12 protein-coding genes are annotated in these 16512 nt (G+C 69.7%); 9 read left to right on the top strand and 3 right to left on the bottom strand.

Annotated features, from left to right (window positions below):
- Positions 1-105 precede the first annotated feature (105 nt).
- Positions 106-4059 carry a type VII secretion protein EccCa gene (gene eccCa / locus AB0F38_RS29995; protein ID WP_361900076.1) on the bottom strand — a complete coding sequence of 1318 codons (3954 nt, stop codon included), beginning with the start codon at positions 4057-4059 and terminating at the stop codon, positions 106-108.
- A 185-nt stretch (positions 4060-4244) separates the two neighbouring features.
- On the opposite strand from eccCa, the gene eccD reads away from it, so the two are divergent.
- From eccD to AB0F38_RS29965, 6 genes are all read left to right on the top strand, one after another.
- On the top strand, positions 4245-5726 hold the full coding sequence (eccD, locus tag AB0F38_RS29990) for a type VII secretion integral membrane protein EccD (RefSeq protein WP_361900073.1): 1482 nt from the start codon (positions 4245-4247) through the stop codon (positions 5724-5726).
- A 176-nt stretch (positions 5727-5902) separates the two neighbouring features.
- Positions 5903-6193 carry a 30S ribosomal protein S15 gene (gene rpsO, locus AB0F38_RS29985; RefSeq protein WP_003965855.1) on the top strand — a complete coding sequence of 97 codons (291 nt, stop codon included), beginning with the start codon at positions 5903-5905 and terminating at the stop codon, positions 6191-6193.
- 271 nt (positions 6194-6464) lie between these two features.
- On the top strand, positions 6465-8702 hold the full coding sequence (locus AB0F38_RS29980) for a polyribonucleotide nucleotidyltransferase (protein WP_361900149.1): 2238 nt from the start codon (positions 6465-6467) through the stop codon (positions 8700-8702).
- On the top strand, positions 8699-10078 hold the full coding sequence (locus tag AB0F38_RS29975; RefSeq protein ID WP_361900070.1) for a pitrilysin family protein: 1380 nt from the start codon (positions 8699-8701) through the stop codon (positions 10076-10078). The genes AB0F38_RS29980 and AB0F38_RS29975 overlap by 4 nt, the downstream gene beginning before the upstream one ends.
- A 43-nt stretch (positions 10079-10121) precedes the next feature.
- On the top strand, positions 10122-10874 hold the full coding sequence (dapB, locus tag AB0F38_RS29970) for a 4-hydroxy-tetrahydrodipicolinate reductase (RefSeq protein ID WP_361900067.1): 753 nt from the start codon (positions 10122-10124) through the stop codon (positions 10872-10874).
- Positions 10875-10888: 14 nt separating this feature from the next.
- A complete protein-coding gene (locus AB0F38_RS29965; RefSeq protein ID WP_361900064.1) occupies positions 10889-11341 on the top strand; it encodes a hypothetical protein in 453 nt (150 codons plus the stop codon).
- A 76-nt stretch (positions 11342-11417) separates the two neighbouring features.
- Here AB0F38_RS29965 and AB0F38_RS29960 read toward each other — a convergent pair whose 3' ends face one another.
- Together AB0F38_RS29960 and AB0F38_RS29955 are read right to left on the bottom strand one after the other, a co-directional pair.
- Positions 11418-11972: a hypothetical protein gene (locus AB0F38_RS29960; RefSeq protein ID WP_361900061.1), complete on the bottom strand. Its 555-nt coding sequence runs from the start codon at positions 11970-11972 to the stop codon at positions 11418-11420.
- Positions 11973-12078: 106 nt separating this feature from the next.
- Positions 12079-12318: a hypothetical protein gene (locus AB0F38_RS29955; RefSeq protein WP_361900058.1), complete on the bottom strand. Its 240-nt coding sequence runs from the start codon at positions 12316-12318 to the stop codon at positions 12079-12081.
- Between the two features lie 233 nt (positions 12319-12551).
- On the opposite strand from AB0F38_RS29955, the gene thyX reads away from it, so the two are divergent.
- From thyX to AB0F38_RS29940, 3 genes are all read left to right on the top strand, one after another.
- Positions 12552-13289 (top strand): FAD-dependent thymidylate synthase, encoded by a 738-nt coding sequence (thyX, locus tag AB0F38_RS29950; RefSeq protein WP_361900055.1) that lies wholly within the window; start codon positions 12552-12554, stop codon positions 13287-13289.
- A gap of 153 nt (positions 13290-13442) precedes the next feature.
- Positions 13443-14342: a 4-hydroxy-tetrahydrodipicolinate synthase gene (gene dapA / locus AB0F38_RS29945; protein ID WP_361900053.1), complete on the top strand. Its 900-nt coding sequence runs from the start codon at positions 13443-13445 to the stop codon at positions 14340-14342.
- Positions 14343-14473: 131 nt separating this feature from the next.
- Positions 14474-16159 carry a ribonuclease J gene (locus AB0F38_RS29940; RefSeq protein WP_361900050.1) on the top strand — a complete coding sequence of 562 codons (1686 nt, stop codon included), beginning with the start codon at positions 14474-14476 and terminating at the stop codon, positions 16157-16159.
- The last annotated feature ends 353 nt before the right edge of the window (positions 16160-16512 follow it).

Here is a 16512-nt window from a genome sequence, read left to right as displayed (position 1 = left end):
CGCCGTCCCGAACCCGGCCGTGAGGTCCTGCGGCCGGACGGCCCGCCGCAGGACGGAAGGGCCCGCACACCGGTGCGGCGGCCGGCCGGCCGGGTGATGCCGGCGTCAGCGCTGTTCGGGCAGCCGCCCGGTCTGCACCAGCGGCGTCCCGCGCCGGCGCGACGCGAAGTACCCGCGTCCCGGCGGCATCGCGTGGCCCCGCACCGACCCGATCAGGTCACCCTCGGACGGATCACCGGACAGCACCACACCCTGCGCGCCCAGCTCCTTGATGCGCTGCATGAAACCCTCGTACATCGACCTCGACGCCCCCGCCGAGTTGCGCGCGATGATGAACCGGACCCCGGTGTCCCGGGCGAACGGCAGGTACTCCGCGAGCGGTGCCAGCGGATTGCCCGCGTTCGTGGCCACCAGGTCGTAGTCGTCGACGATGATGAAGATCTGCGGCCCCGACCACCAGCTGCGGTCCCGCAGCTGCTGCGGGGTCACATCGGTCGGAGGCTGGCGCCGCGAGAACACCCCGGCGAGTGCCTCCATGTGCATCTGCATCGCGCTCGCCATCGGCGCGTACTCCAGCAGATGCGACTCCGGCAGCGCGCCCAGCAGGGCCCGCCGGTAGTCACCGACGACGATCTTCGCCTCGTCGGGGGAGTAGCGCTCCGCGATCTGCTTGGCGATCAGCCGCAGCAGGTTGGTCTTGCCGGACTCGCTCTCACCGAAGACCAGGAAGAACGGATCCGTCTCGAAGTCGACGAACACCGGCTCCAGGGAGGTCTCGTCGATGCCGATCGCGACACCCCGCTCGGGGAACTCGAAGCCCTTGGGCAGCTGGTCCGCCGGAAGCTTGCGCGGCAGCAGCCGCACGGCGGGCGCCGCCGGTCCCGACCAGCTCGACCGCACCGCCGCGACGAACGCCGCGGTGCCGTCGGAGAGATCCGCACCGCTGCTGACGGAGTCGATACGCGGCAGAGCACCCATGAAGTGGAGCTTCTCCGGGACCTGGCCACGCCCGGGCACACCCGCCGGGACGTTGGCCGCGACCTTGCGGTCGAACTCCGAGTCCATGACGTCGCCGAGCCGCAGTTCCAGCCGCCCGAGGATCTGGTCCTTCAGGGCCGCCCGTACCTCCATGTAGCGGGCCGCCGTGATCACCACGTGGATGCCGTAGCCGAGACCGCGCGAGGCGATGTCCGTGACGACCTGCTCCAGTCCCTCGTACTCGGCCCGGAAGCCGCCCCAGCCGTCGATCACCAGGAACACGTCGCCCCAGGCCTCGCCCGGCAGTTCACCCCGGGCGCGCTTGCGCCGGTAGGTGGCGATGGAGTCGATGGAACGGGCCCGGAAGAACTCCTCGCGCCGGGTGAGCACGCCCCCGACCTCCGCGACCGTCCGGCGCACCCGCTCCGGGTCCAGCCGTGACGCCATCCCGCCGACGTGCGGCAGCTCCGCCAGCGAGACGAGACCGCCACCGCCGAAGTCCAGACCGTAGAACTGCACCTCCTGCGGGGTGTGGGTGAGGGCGAACGAGGAGACCAGCGCCCGCATCATGGTCGACTTCCCGGACTGCGGACCACCCACGACCAGCATGTGACCGGCCGCACCCGAGAAGTCCCGGTACAGCACCTCACGCCGCTGCTCGAACGGCTTGTCGATCAGGCCGAGCGGAACGGCCAGGCCACCGGGCCGGGTGTACTCGGTCGCCGTGAACCCCCGGTCCGTGGTCGCCGCCAGTCCCGGCAGCAGCTGGTCCAGCGTCGGTGCCCGGTCCAGCGGCGGCAGCCACACCTGGTGGGCGGGCACGCCCTGCCCCTCCAGCCGCCGCACGATCACATCGAGCACCGTGTCGGCGAGCGCGTCGTCGTCCGCCGCCCGCGCCGCCAGATGCGCCGGATCGGGCGCCGCGTACACCACCGGCACCGGCGCGGCACTGAACACCGCGGGACGCCGCTCGATCGGCAACTGCCCCACCGACAGATCCGGGCCGCCCGTGCGGTACGTCCCCGACACGTACGCCGCCTTGAAACGGGTCATCTCGTCCGTGCCGAACTTCAGGTAGCCCGAACCCGGCACCGACGGCAGGTGGTACGCGTCCGGCACACCCAGCGCCGTACGCGACTCGGCCGCCGAGAAGGTCCGCAGACCGATCCGGTACGAGAGGTAGGTGTCCAGGCCGCGCAGCTTGCCCTCCTCCAGGCGCTGCGAGGCCAGCAACAGATGCACGCCCAGCGAACGGCCGATACGGCCGATCTGGATGAACATGTCGATGAAGTCCGGCTTGGCCGTCAGGAGTTCGGAGAACTCGTCGATGACCAGCACCAGCGAGGCCAGGGGCTCCAGCGCCGCGCCCGCGCCCCGGGCCTTCTCGTAGTCGTGGATGTTGGCGTAGTTGCCCGCCGACCGCAGCAGCTCCTGCCTGCGCTGCAGCTCACCGCGGATCGCGTCGCCCATGCGGTCGACCAGGGTCAGGTCGTCCGCCAGGTTGGTGATGACCGCCGCCACGTGCGGCATCTGCGACATCCCGGCGAACGTCGCACCGCCCTTGAAGTCCGCGAGCACGAAGTTCAGGGTCTCCGAGGAGTGAGTCACCGCGAGCCCGAGCACCAGTGTCCGCAGCAGCTCCGACTTGCCGGAACCCGTCGCACCGACACACAGCCCGTGCGGACCCATGCCCTCCTGCGCGGCCTCCTTGAGGTCCAGCATCACCGGCTGGCCGTCCTCGCCGACACCGATGGGCACCCGCAGCCGCTCCGACACCGAGCGGGGCCGCCAGGTGCGCGCCACGTCGACCGAGGCCGCGTCCCCCAGGTTCAGCAGATCCGTGAAGTCCAGGTTGGCCAGCAGCGGTTCGTCGTCGTCGCCCCCGCCCATCCGCAGCGGCGCCAGCTGCCGGGCCAGTGCCTCCGCGGCCTCCAGCGAGATGCCGTCCGGCACACCCTCGTACGCCAGACCGGCACCGGACTCCAGCCGCAGCAGCCCCGGCCGCACCACGATCGACAGTCCGCCGCGCGGCTCGTCGAGCTCGCCCGGCACCACCTCGACGATCGTCACGCCCTGCAGGCCCTCGGCCGCCGCGAACAGCGAGTCCGGCGGCACCATCCCGCCGTCCAGGACCACCACGATGTGCGGCTGGTCCAGCACCGGCTGGCTCTCCCGCCCGAACCGCGGCCGTCCGTCGAGCCGGCCGGCCAGCAGCGACTCCAGCTCCCCCAGGTCGTCCCCGAACAGCCGCTTGGTCCCGGCCCCGTCGACCTGGCCCGGCACCTGCGTGTGCGGCAGCCACTTCGTCCAGTCCCAGCGCCCCACCGCACCCGGCGCCACCACGACGGCGACCATCAGGTCCTCGGGGGAGTGCAGCGTCACCAGCTGCGCCACCAGCGACCGCGCCGTCGACTGCGCCGCGTCCGGCCGCCCGGAGACGGTCACGTGGTAGAAGGCCCGCATCGAGACCGCCATCGGCAGCCCGTCCAACGTCCCGTGCACCGCCAGGAACTGCTGCATCGCCCCCGCGGACATGGGCTCCAGCTCATCCACCGGAGCGGTGTCCGGGGCGACCAGGGGAGTCGACAGCTGCTGTGCCCCGAGCCCCACCCGTACCTGCCCGAAGTCCTTGTCGCCGACGCGCCGCTCCCACACCCGGCTGCCCTCGGCCACCACCGACCAGAGCTGCTCCGGCGCCGGGTGCAGATACAGCTGCACATCGCGCTGGGTACGCGCCGTCCGGCGCACCGTCCGCCGGGTCTGGGCAAGGTACTTGAGGTAGTCACGACGGACATCGCCCATTTGCCCCTGCGTACCGCGACGGTGCCGGACGATCTGGGCGACCACCATGGCGACGGTCGAGACCAGCATCAGAACACCCATGATCCGCATGAACGGAGGCGCCTGCGGCGAGAAGAAGAAGACCACCGACGAGCCCATGCCGAGCACCGGCAGGATCTGCATCAGCATGCCCTCCTGCTGCCCGCGCGGCAGTTCGGGAGGAGCCTCCAACGTCAACGCGTCCGCGGGTACTTCCGGCGGCAGAGACCGCGGGGGTCGTTTCACGACGATCTGACTCACCGGAACATCAATCCCTCGATACGGACGGGCGGAAGGCCGGTCTGGTCCGCACCGACGCCCCCGTGGCTGCGTGTGCTGCGGACTTGCCTCCGCGCGACGGCGATCCTACGTGCAGATCCCGAGCACCCCTTTCGGTAGGGTGGCGCGCGCACTGTGCGCAACCGCGAATCAGGGGGACCAGACACGTGAGTACGACCGCAGCGACGGGCTTCTGCCGCGTCACTGTCGTGGCACCCGACAGCCGCATCGACGTGGCCCTTCCGGAAGACATCGCGGTCGCCGACGTCTACCCCGAGATACTGCGTCTCACGGGCCAGACCCAGGCGGCCGGAACACCCACCGGCTACCACCTCGTACGCCGCGACGGCACCGTCCTCGACGGCGCCCGCACGCTCTGCGCCCAACAGGTGCTCGACGGCGAACTCCTCAGCCTGCGGCCCTTCGCCCAGTCGCTGCCGCCCGCCGTCTTCGACGACGTCTCGGACGCCGTCGCCTCGGCCGTCACCCGCGACCGCCACCTGTGGAGCGACGAACTCCTGCGCGGCGCCGGACTGGTGGGCGGCGTCCTGCTGCTCGTCCTGATGGGATTCGTGCTCTGGTTCGCGGACCCCGTGCGCCACGACATGCACAGCCTGCCCGGCGTCATCGCCGGCTCCGCGGGACTCCTGCTGACCGCCTTCGCGGGGGTACGCGCCCGGGTCTACGCGGACCGGGCCACGGCCGTCGCCCTCGGGCTCGGCGCGCTGCCCCTCGTCCTCATCGCGGGTTCCGGAATCATCGGCGCCGACGCGGGCCAGGGTCCCGGACGGCTGCAGTTCCTGCTCGGCTGCGTCGCCGTCCTGCTCGCCTCGGTCGTCCTGGTCGCGCTCACCCCGAGCGGCGACGCGCCGTTCGTCGCGGCGACCTTCCTCGCCACCGTCGGCACCCTCGCCACGTTCGTCGCGATCCTCACCGAGGCCTCCGCCACCGAGACCGCGGCCGTCACCGTCGTCGTCGCCCTCGGCCTGGTCGCCTTCCTGCCGGGCCTCTCCGCCCGCTTCGCCCGGCTGCCCATCGGCTACGCGTCCCCGCGCACCGCCCCCGCCGGCTACGACGACTCCTTCGCCGGACCGGGTGCCGCGCCCGATGGCGGCGCCGAGCCCGTCGACGCCGACCGCATCGCCGCCCAGGCCCGCCGCGGCCACGAGATGCTCCTCGGCCTCGTCGGCGGCTGCGCCGCGGTCGTCGTCGGATCCGCCGCCGTACTCGGCTTCTCCGACAGCGTCTGGGGCCAGATCCTCGCCCTCGCCGCCGGACTCGCGATGCTGCTGCGCGCCCGCCTCTTCCGCTACACCTCCCAGGTCGCCTGCGTCCTGGTGGCCGGCATCGGCGCGACGGGCCTGCTCGTCCTCGGCCTGTCGCTCAACCCGCCGGCCGACCTGCTGTACGACCTGGTGCGCTACGGGGACCGGGGCTCCCTGGACATCCGCACGATCTGGCTCTCGGCGGCCGTCGCCGCGGGAGCGGCCCTGCTCACCGCGATCGGCCTGGTCATCCCGCGCAAGGGCCTCTCTCCTCTCTGGGGCCGTCTCCTCGACCTCACGGAGAGTGCCCTGCTGCTCTCCCTGGTCCCGCTGTGCCTGGCCGTACTGGACGTCTACACGCGCGCCAGGGCCATGACCGGCTGACGCCCGTCGAAGCCGCTCCGCACGACTGGTACTCTGGCCAGTGGCCGTTTGTGTACGCGTCTCCGGATCATCCTGGGGACTGCGCTCATCGGACCTTCGCCTCCGAGTCACGGAAGCTCCCCTGAGATCAAGACCAGGGGCACTCGTGGGCGCATCGAACACCAAGAGGAGTACGCGTGCCGCTCGACGCCGCTACGAAGAAGCAGATCATGTCCGAGTTCGCCCAGAAGGAGGGTGACACCGGATCCCCCGAGGTCCAGGTCGCCATGCTCTCCCGCCGGATCTCGGACCTGACGGAGCACCTCAAGACGCACAAGCACGACCACCACTCCCGTCGTGGTCTGCTGATCCTGGTCGGCCAGCGTCGCCGCCTCCTTCAGTACCTGGCCAAGAAGGACATCCAGCGCTTCCGCGCGCTCGTCGACCGCCTCGGCATCCGCCGCGGTGCGGCCGGCGGCGCCAAGTAAGGACGCTGTGAGAGGGAGCGGTTCCCCCATTCCAGGGGGCCGCTCCCTTTGCTGTACGTGCGGGACCGGGGTCAGGCTCAGTAACCTGGACGCACGACAACAGAACGAGGAGAGGCGCCCCACGGCCGCCGCCGGTCCTCGGTAGTGGCCCCCGGGACAACGCCCGGGAGCTTCGATCGAAGACCGGCCCGCACACACGGTGCGCTTCTCCGCACCGTCCTCCGCCACACGGGCGGCAGGACGAAAGACGACGAGTATGGAGAAATCACTAGTGGAGAACGAGACCCACTACGCCGAAGCCGTGATCGACAACGGCACCTTCGGCACCCGCACCATCCGCTTCGAGACGGGCCGCCTGGCCAAGCAGGCCGCCGGCTCGGCCGTCGCGTACCTGGACGACGACACCATGGTGCTGTCGGCCACCACCGCTTCCAAGCGGCCCAAGGACCAGCTCGACTTCTTCCCCCTCACGGTGGACGTCGAGGAGCGGCAGTACGCGGCCGGCAAGATCCCCGGCTCCTTCTTCCGCCGTGAGGGCCGGCCCTCCGAGGACGCGATCCTCACCTGCCGCCTGATCGACCGCCCGCTGCGCCCCTCCTTCAAGAAGGGCCTGCGCAACGAGATCCAGATCGTCGAGACGATCATGGCGCTCAACCCCGACCACCTGTACGACGTGGTCGCGATCAACGCCGCCTCCGCCTCCACGATCCTGGCGGGCCTGCCCTTCTCCGGCCCCATCGGCGCCACCCGCGTCGCCCTGATCAAGGGCCAGTGGGTCGCCTTCCCGACGCACACCGAGCTCGAGGACGCCGTCTTCGACATGGTCGTCGCCGGCCGCGTCCTGGAGGACGGCGACGTCGCGATCATGATGGTCGAGGCCGAGGCCACCGAGAAGACCATCCAGCTCGTCAAGGACGGCGCCGAGGCCCCGACCGAAGAGGTCGTCGCCGCCGGTCTCGAGGCCGCGAAGCCCTTCATCAAGGCGCTCTGCAAGGCCCAGTCCGACCTCGCCGCCAAGGCTGCCAAGCCCACCGGCGAGTTCCCGGTCTTCCTCGACTACCAGGACGACGTCCTGGAGGCGCTCACCGGCGCCGTCAGCACCGAGCTCGCCAAGGCGCTCACCATCGCCGGCAAGCAGGAGCGCGAGGCGGAGCTGGACCGCATCAAGGAGATCGCGGGCGAGAAGCTCCTCCCGGCCTTCGAGGGCCGCGAGAAGGAGATCTCCGGTGCCTACCGCGCGCTGACCAAGAAGCTGGTCCGCGAGCGCGTCATCAAGGACAAGGTCCGCATCGACGGCCGCGGCGTCACGGACATCCGTACGCTCGCCGCCGAGGTCGAGGCCATCCCGCGCGTGCACGGCTCGGCGCTGTTCGAGCGTGGCGAGACCCAGATCCTGGGCGTCACCACCCTCAACATGCTCCGCATGGAGCAGCAGCTGGACACCCTCTCCCCGGTGACCCGCAAGCGCTACATGCACAACTACAACTTCCCGCCGTACTCCGTCGGCGAGACCGGCCGCGTGGGCTCGCCCAAGCGCCGCGAGATCGGCCACGGCGCGCTCGCCGAGCGCGCCATCGTGCCGGTGCTGCCGTCGCGCGAGGAGTTCCCCTACGCGATCCGTCAGGTCTCCGAGGCGCTGGGCTCCAACGGCTCGACGTCCATGGGCTCGGTCTGCGCCTCCACCATGTCCCTGCTGAACGCCGGTGTGCCCCTCAAGGCCGCCGTCGCCGGTATCGCCATGGGCCTGATCTCGCAGGAGATCGACGGCAAGACCCACTACGTCGCCCTCACCGACATCCTCGGTGCGGAGGACGCCTTCGGCGACATGGACTTCAAGGTCGCCGGTACGAAGCAGTTCGTGACCGCGCTCCAGCTCGACACCAAGCTCGACGGCATCCCCGCCTCGGTCCTGGCCGCCGCGCTGAAGCAGGCCCGTGACGCGCGTCTGCACATCCTGGACGTCATGAACGAGGCCATCGACGTCCCGGACGAGATGTCCCCGAACGCTCCGCGGATCATCACCGTCAAGATCCCGGTGGACAAGATCGGTGAGGTCATCGGCCCCAAGGGCAAGATGATCAACCAGATCCAGGAGGACACCGGCGCCGACATCACGATCGAGGACGACGGCACCATCTACATCGGTGCCCAGCAGGGCTCGCAGGCCGAGGCCGCCCGCGCCACGATCAACGCGATCGCCAACCCGACCATGCCGGAGGTCGGCGAGCGCTACCTGGGTACGGTCGTCAAGACCACCACCTTCGGTGCGTTCGTCTCCCTGATGCCCGGCAAGGACGGCCTGCTGCACATCTCGCAGATCCGCAAGCTCGCCGGTGGCAAGCGCGTGGAGAACGTCGAGGACGTGCTCGGCGTCGGCGCCAAGGTCCAGGTCGAGATCGCGGAGATCGACTCCCGCGGCAAGCTCTCCCTCATCCCCGTCGTCGAGGGCGATGAGTCCGACGGCGGCTCCGCCGAGGGGTCCGAGAAGAAGGACGACACCGACAAGTGACGTCCCGTAGTTCCGTGACGACGGCCCGCCCTTCTTCGGAGGGGCGGGCCGTCGCCCGTACCCAAACGCTCCTCAAGGGCACCAACGGCATCGGCACCGTCCGCCGCACCGTCCTCCCCGGCGGCCTCCGGGTCGTCACGGAGACCCTGCCCTCCGTCCGCTCCGCCACCTTCGGGATCTGGGCCAACGTCGGATCACGCGACGAGACGCCCGCCCTGAACGGCGCGACGCACTACCTCGAACACCTCCTCTTCAAGGGCACCGCCCATCGCAGCGCCCTCGACATCTCCTCCGCGATCGACGCGGTCGGCGGCGAGATGAACGCCTTCACGGCGAAGGAGTACACCTGCTACTACGCGCGGGTCCTGGACACCGACCTGCCGCTGGCCATCGACGTCGTCTGCGACATGCTGACCGGCTCGCTGATCGCTCCCGAGGACGTCGACGCCGAGCGCGGCGTCATCCTCGAGGAGATCGCCATGACGGAGGACGACCCGGGCGACTGCGTGCACGACCTGTTCGCGCACACGATGCTCGGCGACACCCCGCTGGGCCGTCCCGTCCTCGGCACGGTCGACACGATCAACGCCCTGAACCGCGGCCAGATCGCCCGCTTCTACAAGAAGCACTACGACCCCACGCACCTGGTCGTGGCAGCGGCGGGCAACGTCGACCACGCCACCGTCGTACGCCAGGTCCGGAAGGCCTTCGAGCGCGCCGGCGCCCTCACCCGCGCCGACGCCGTTCCCACGGCCCCGCGCGAGGGCTCCCGCGCCCTGCGCACCGCCGGCAGGGTGGAGCTGGTCAACCGCAAGACCGAGCAGGCGCACGTCGTCCTCGGCATGCCCGGCCTGGCCAGGACCGACGAGCGCCGCTGGGCGCTCGGCGTCCTGAACACCGCCCTCGGCGGCGGCATGAGCTCACGCCTCTTCCAGGAGGTACGGGAGAAGCGCGGCCTCGCCTACAGCGTGTACTCGTACACCTCCGGCTTCGCCGACTGCGGGCTCTTCGGCGTGTACGCCGGCTGCCGGCCCAGCCAGGTGCACGACGTCCTGAAGATCTGCCGCGACGAGCTCGACCGTGCGGCGACGGACGGTCTCGGCGACGAGGAGATCACCAGGGCCGTCGGCCAGCTCGCCGGCTCGACGGTCCTCGGCCTGGAGGACACCGGCGCGCTGATGAACCGCATCGGCAAGAGCGAGCTCTGCTGGGGCGAGCAGATGTCGGTCGACGACATGCTGGCGAAGATCGCGGCAGTCACCCCCGACGAGGTCCGCGCCGTGGCGGCCGACATCCTCGGACACCGCCCCTCGCTCTCGGTCATCGGACCCCTCAAGGACAAGCAGGCGGACCGCCTCCACGAAGCGGTCTCCTAACCCATTCACGGTCTCCTCACCCATCAGTCAGGAAGCAGAGCACATGAGCAAGCTGCGCGTGGCCGTCCTCGGCGCCAAGGGACGCATCGGATCCGAGGCGGTACGAGCCGTCGAGGCCGCCGAGGACATGGAGCTGGTGGCCGCACTCGGCCGCGGCGACACGCTGGAGACCCTCACGGACACCGGCGCCCAGGCCGTCGTCGAGCTCACCACCCCCGCGTCGGTGATGGGCAACCTCGACTTCTGCGTCCGGCACGGCATCCACGCCGTCGTCGGTACCACGGGCTGGACCGACGAACGGCTCGCGCAGCTGAACACCTGGCTCTCCGCCTCCCCGGGCACGGGCGTGCTCATCGCGCCGAACTTCTCGATCGGCGCGGTCCTCACCATGAGGTTCGCGGAGCAGGCCGCCCGCTACTTCGAGTCCGTCGAGGTCATCGAGCTCCACCACCCCGGCAAGGCGGACGCCCCCTCCGGCACCGCCACCCGCACCGCCCAGCTGATCGCCGCGGCCCGCGACAAGGCCGGCTGCGCCCCGCAGCCGGACGCCACCGCCACGGCACTGGACGGCGCCCGCGGCGCGGACGTCGACGGAGTCCCGGTCCACTCGGTCCGGCTCCGCGGCCTCCTCGCCCACCAGGAGGTCCTGCTGGGCGGCGAGGGCGAGACCCTCACCCTCCGCCACGACTCGCTGCACCACAGCAGCTTCATGCCGGGCATCCTGCTCGGCACCCGCCGCGTGGTGACCACTCCCGGCCTCACCTTCGGCCTGGAACACTTCCTCGACCTGAACTGACTGGGCCCGAACCCATGCGCGCAAAGCTCACGTACGCCGTCACCGCCGCCGTCCTGGTCTTCTACTTCGTCCTGGCCGGCAGCCGCGGCGTCCTGCTCATCCGGCACGGCACCCTTCTCACGGTCACCTTCGGCGTGGCGGTGCTGATCCTGCCGGTGATCGGGATCTGGTTCCTCTGGAAGAACACCCAGTTCGTCCGCAGGGCCAACGCCCTCGCGGCGGAACTGGACGCGGAGGGCGGCCTGCCCGTCGACGAGTTGCTGCGCACCCCGTCCGGGCGGATCGACCGGGACTCCGCCGACGCCGTGTTCGCACAGCGCCGTGAGGAGACCGAGGACAGCCCGGACGACTGGCGCTGCTGGTTCCGGCTGGCCGTCGCCTACCAGGACGCCAGGGACACCCCACGGGCCCGTAAGGCGATGCAGCGCGCCATCGCCCTGCACGCGGACAAGCCGGTACGCGCCTGAGCGGCGCCGTACCGGCTCGTCCTGTCGTTGCTCGGTTGCTCTGTCGGGGCCGTCCTTCCGGGCGGCCCCGACCGCGTCAGCTGACCACGCTGTACTCGTCGCCCCAGGCCTCGATCGTGTCGGTGGCACGCTCGAAGGCCTCCGCACGGGCCAGGAAGTCCGCGTTGTGGTCGGTGACCAGGGGAGGCAGCGTCTCGCCGCTCCGGCGCACTACGACCAGGGCCTGGCCCTGGACGGTGCGAGGGAATCCGAGCCACTTCACCGGCTGCTGGACCGTCCGTACCGCCGCCGCACCGCTCCACGGGACGGTGGTGGTACGGAAGAAGCCCACCCGGCGCACGCCGTGCCGGCTGACCCAGGCGCCGACCCGCAGCAGGCGCAGCGCGCAGGCGATCACCAGACCGGCGAGCACGAAGCACGCGGTGGCGGCGGACAGTGATCCGGCCAACGAGATGATCACCGCCGCGAGCAGCACGAACGACGCGAGCAACAGCAGGGTGGCCGCTGCCGCGACCCGCCACGGGCCGGGGCGGTAGGGCCGCCGCCAGGTGTCGTGGTCGTCGAACGGCAGCGCGATGTCCTCTGCGCCCGCGTCGAATGCGCGGTCGGCCGTCAGGAAGGGCAGGGGCACGACTGATCCTCACTCACAAGCACGCTCGATTGCTGTGCCCGGTGAGGCTACCGAGCAGCCTCCCGGCCGACCACCCCAGGGGTCCCGTCGGGAGCAGCGGGACGGGTCAGCGGTGCCGGGACGCCTCGGAGGCCTGACCGTGGGAGGGCGTCGGGTCGGTGTCGAGGGCGGGCAGCCCGAAGAGCAGTGACCCGGCGAAACCGGCGATCAGGGTCAGCCCCACGAGGGAACGGCCGGCCAGCTGGGAGACGCTGGCCCGCGGGCGGGGCGGCGGAGTGACATTGCTGCGGAACCGGTCGGCCTCGGCCACGAACGAGAACGGGACGGATTCACGCCGGCGGAACATGAGGAAACTCTCCTTGAACTCAGTAACGGGTGCTGGTAACGAGTCAGACGTACGGGAGACCCCATCGGTGCCCCGAATCGCCGAACCGGCCGAAGAATTCCTGCGGACGGATGCGCGTCCCCGCACGGCCGCGCTCGGACGGGCACCTGCCCGACGGTCGCCGGACCATGCGCGGCGGCCGGGCCCGTAGAGTGGACGCCGCCCGAGCGACGCCATTGGAAGGACCCCCGCCGGTGACCGAGACCCCCGAGCCCACAAAGGCCCACTTCCGCAGCGATGTCACCGTTGACCTGGTGAAATCCGCCGCCGGTGACTCCGATGTGCTGTTCGCAGCCCGCGTGTCCACGGCCGGTGAGCAGTCCCTGGAAGAGGTCACCAAGGACCCCGAGCGCTCCAAGGGACTCATCAACTACCTGATGCGGGACCGGCACGGAAGCCCGTTCGAGCACAACTCGATGACCTTCTTCATCAGCGCCCCGATCTTCGTGTTCCGCGAGTTCATGCGGCACCGCGTCGGCTGGTCGTACAACGAGGAATCGGGCCGCTACAGGGAGCTGGAACCGGTCTTCTACGTCCCGGCGGAGTCCCGCAAGCTCATCCAGCAGGGCCGCCCGGGCAAGTACGAATTCGTCGAGGGAACTCCGGAGCAGCACGCGCTCACCAGCCGTGCCATGGAGGACTCCTACCGCCAGGCCTACGACGCGTACCAGGAGATGCTCGCCGCCGGAGTCGCTCGCGAGGTCGCCCGCGCGGTCCTTCCCGTCGGCCTGTTCTCCTCGATGTACGCCACCTGCAACGCACGCTCGCTGATGCACTTCCTCGGTCTGCGCACCCAGCACGAGCTGGCGAAGGTGCCGTCCTTCCCGCAGCGCGAGATCGAAATGGTCGGCGAACAGATGGAACACCACTGGCAGCGGCTCATGCCGCTCACTCATGCAGCGTTCAACAAAAACGGACGTGTAGCTCCGTAGGCGGTGTCCGTATTGCGGCGTTTCATGAAGTTCATCTAGGCTGATCAAACGGGCCCGGTACTGCCTGAACCCCCGAGCAGGCAGTACCGGGCTCTTCTTCCCCGTCCCCCCCGAGGGGACACGGCGCTCCGAGCAACGAGTAGCGTGTTACCCATGGCTCCGATCTCCACTCCGCAGACCCCCTTCGGGCGGGTCCTCACCGCTATGGTCACGCCTTTCACGGCGGACGGCGCACTCGACCTCGACGGCGCCCAGCGGCTCGCCGCCCATCTGGTGGACGCAGGCAACGACGGCCTGGTCATCAACGGCACCACCGGTGAGTCCCCGACCACCAGCGACGCGGAGAAAGACCAGCTCGTACGGGCTGTACTGGAAGCCGTCGGAGACCGGGCCCACGTCGTCGCCGGCATCGGCACCAACGACACCCGGCACAGCGTCGAGCTCGCCCGCACCGCCGAGCGCACCGGAGCCCACGGCCTCCTCGCGGTCACGCCGTACTACAACAAGCCGCCGCAGGAGGGGCTGCTCCGGCACTTCAGCGCCATCGCGGACTCCACCGGCCTGCCGGTGATGCTCTACGACATTCCCGGCCGCAGCGGTGTGCCGATCGACACGGAGACGCTCGTGCGGCTCGCCGAGCATCCGCGCATCGTCGCCAACAAGGACGCCAAGGGAGACCTGGGCCGCGCCAGCTGGGCGATCACCGAGTCCGGCCTCGCCTGGTACTCCGGCGACGACATGCTCAACCTCCCGCTGCTCTCGGTCGGCGCGGTCGGCGTGGTCTCCGTCGTCGGTCACGTCGTCACCCCCGACCTGCGCGCTCTCATCGAGGCCTACCTCGGTGGCGACGTGCAGAAGGCCACCGAGATCCACCAGAAGCTGCTCCCGGTCTTCACCGGGATGTTCCGCACCCAGGGTGTGATCACCTCCAAGGCCGCTCTCACCCTGCAGGGCCTGCCCGCCGGTCCGCTGCGCCTGCCTCTGGTGGAACTCACCGCACAGGAAACGGCCCAGCTCAAGATCGATCTGACGGCCGGCGGGGTACAGCTGTAACCACGGACTTCACAACTGAATACGCGAGGACACTCGCGACAGAAACACCCACCTGACAACAGCAAGTGCACGAATGACATGCGCGCCACGTGCCCTCAGCGGTACGTGGCGCGCGTGGTAAGGAGAGTCTTTTGAGTCATCCGCATCCTGAACTCGGTACCCCGCCGAAGCTCCCGAAGGGCGCCCTGCGGGTCACCCCGCTCGGTGGCCTGGGCGAAATCGGCCGCAACATGACGGTCTTCGAGTACGGCGGCCGCCTGCTCATCGTCGACTGCGGCGTCCTCTTCCCCGAGGAGGAGCAGCCCGGCATCGACCTGATCCTGCCGGACTTCACCACGATCAGGGACCGTCTGGACGATGTCGAGGGCATCGTCCTCACGCACGGTCACGAGGACCACATCGGCGGCGTCCCGTATCTGCTCCGACTGAAGCCGGACATCCCCCTCATCGGCTCCAAGCTGACCCTCGCGCTCATCGAGGCCAAGCTCCAGGAGCACCGGATCCGCCCCTACACCCTGGAGGTGACCGAGGGGCAGCGTGAGCGCATCGGTGTCTTCGACTGCGAGTTCATCGCGGTCAACCACTCCATCCCGGACGCCCTCGCGGTCGCCATCCGCACCCCTGCGGGCATGGCTGTCGCGACCGGTGACTTCAAGATGGACCAGCTGCCGCTGGACGGCCGTCTCACCGATCTGCACGCGTTCGCCCGGCTGAGCGAGGAAGGCATCGACCTTCTGCTCTCCGACTCGACGAACGCCGAGGTCCCCGGCTTCGTCCCGCCGGAGCGGGACATCTCGAACGTGCTGCGCACGGTGTTCGCCAATGCCCAGAAGCGCATCATCGTGGCCAGCTTCGCCAGCCACGTCCACCGCATCCAGCAGATCCTGGACGCCGCCCACGAGTACGGCCGCAGGGTCGCCTTCGTCGGACGGTCCATGGTCCGCAACATGGGCATCGCCCGTGACCTGGGCTATCTGAAGGTGCCCGCGGGTCTGGTCGTCGACGTCAAGACGCTGGACGACCTGCCGGACGACGAGGTCGTGCTGGTCTGCACGGGTTCCCAGGGCGAGCCGATGGCAGCGCTCTCGCGCATGGCCAATCGGGACCACCAGATCCGGATCGTCCCGGGCGACACCGTGATCCTGGCCTCGTCCCTGATCCCCGGCAACGAGAACGCGGTCTACCGCGTGATCAACGGCCTGACCCGCTGGGGCGCGAACGTCGTCCACAAGGGGAACGCCAAGGTCCACGTGTCGGGGCACGCCTCGGCCGGCGAGCTGCTGTACTTCTACAACATCTGCAAGCCGAAGAACCTGATGCCGGTGCACGGCGAATGGCGCCACCTCAGGGCCAACGCGGAACTCGGTGCGCTGACCGGCGTACCCAAGGACCACATCGTCATCGCCGAGGACGGCGTCGTCGTCGACCTCATCGACGGCAAGGCCAAGATCGTCGGTAAGGTCCAGGCTGGCTACGTGTACGTCGACGGCCTCTCGGTCGGCGACGTCACGGAGGTCTCCCTCAAGGACCGCCGCATCCTCGGCGACGAGGGGATCATCTCGGTCTTCATCGTGGTCGACAGCTCCTCCGGCAAGATCGTGGGCGGTCCCCACATCCAGGCCCGCGGCTCCGGCATCGACGACGGTGCGTTCACCGCCGTGGTGCCCAAGGTCGAGGAAGCCCTGAACAAGTCGGCACAGGACGGGGTCATGGAGCCGCACCAGCTCCAGCAGCTGGTCCGTCGCACGGTGGGCAAGTGGGTGTCCGACACCTACCGCCGGCGCCCGATGATCCTTCCGGTCGTCGTCGAGGTCTGATCCGACGTCACCGACCTGGAGCGGGGCGCCTCGATTTGCATCGAGGCGCCCCGCTCCAGTACGTTTACGGCTCCGCCAGACCGGGAAACGCCGCGCGCAGCCATGCGCCGGGGTGGACCGCGAGGGGCGGGAATTCCGACTCATTATCTCTGATAAAGTCGGATCAGCCGAAAGGCAAAGGCCACTCCACGGGTCATCGGATTCAAATTCGAACCGGAAACGGAACGGAAAAGAGTCTGGTAACGTTGGAACCGCCGAAAAGGGAAACGCGAAAGCGAAGAACTGGAAGGCGAAACCCGCTTCGACCGGGAATCGGACACGAAAGAGTCTGATAGAGTCGGAAACGCAAGAAC

It is taken from the genome of Streptomyces sp. NPDC025273 (genome assembly GCF_040638585.1).
Taxonomy (GTDB): Bacteria; Actinomycetota; Actinomycetes; order Streptomycetales; family Streptomycetaceae; genus Streptomyces; species Streptomyces cinereorectus.
The sequence above is the reverse complement of the archived record's forward strand: the minus strand, read 5'-3'. Positions and strand labels throughout refer to the sequence as shown.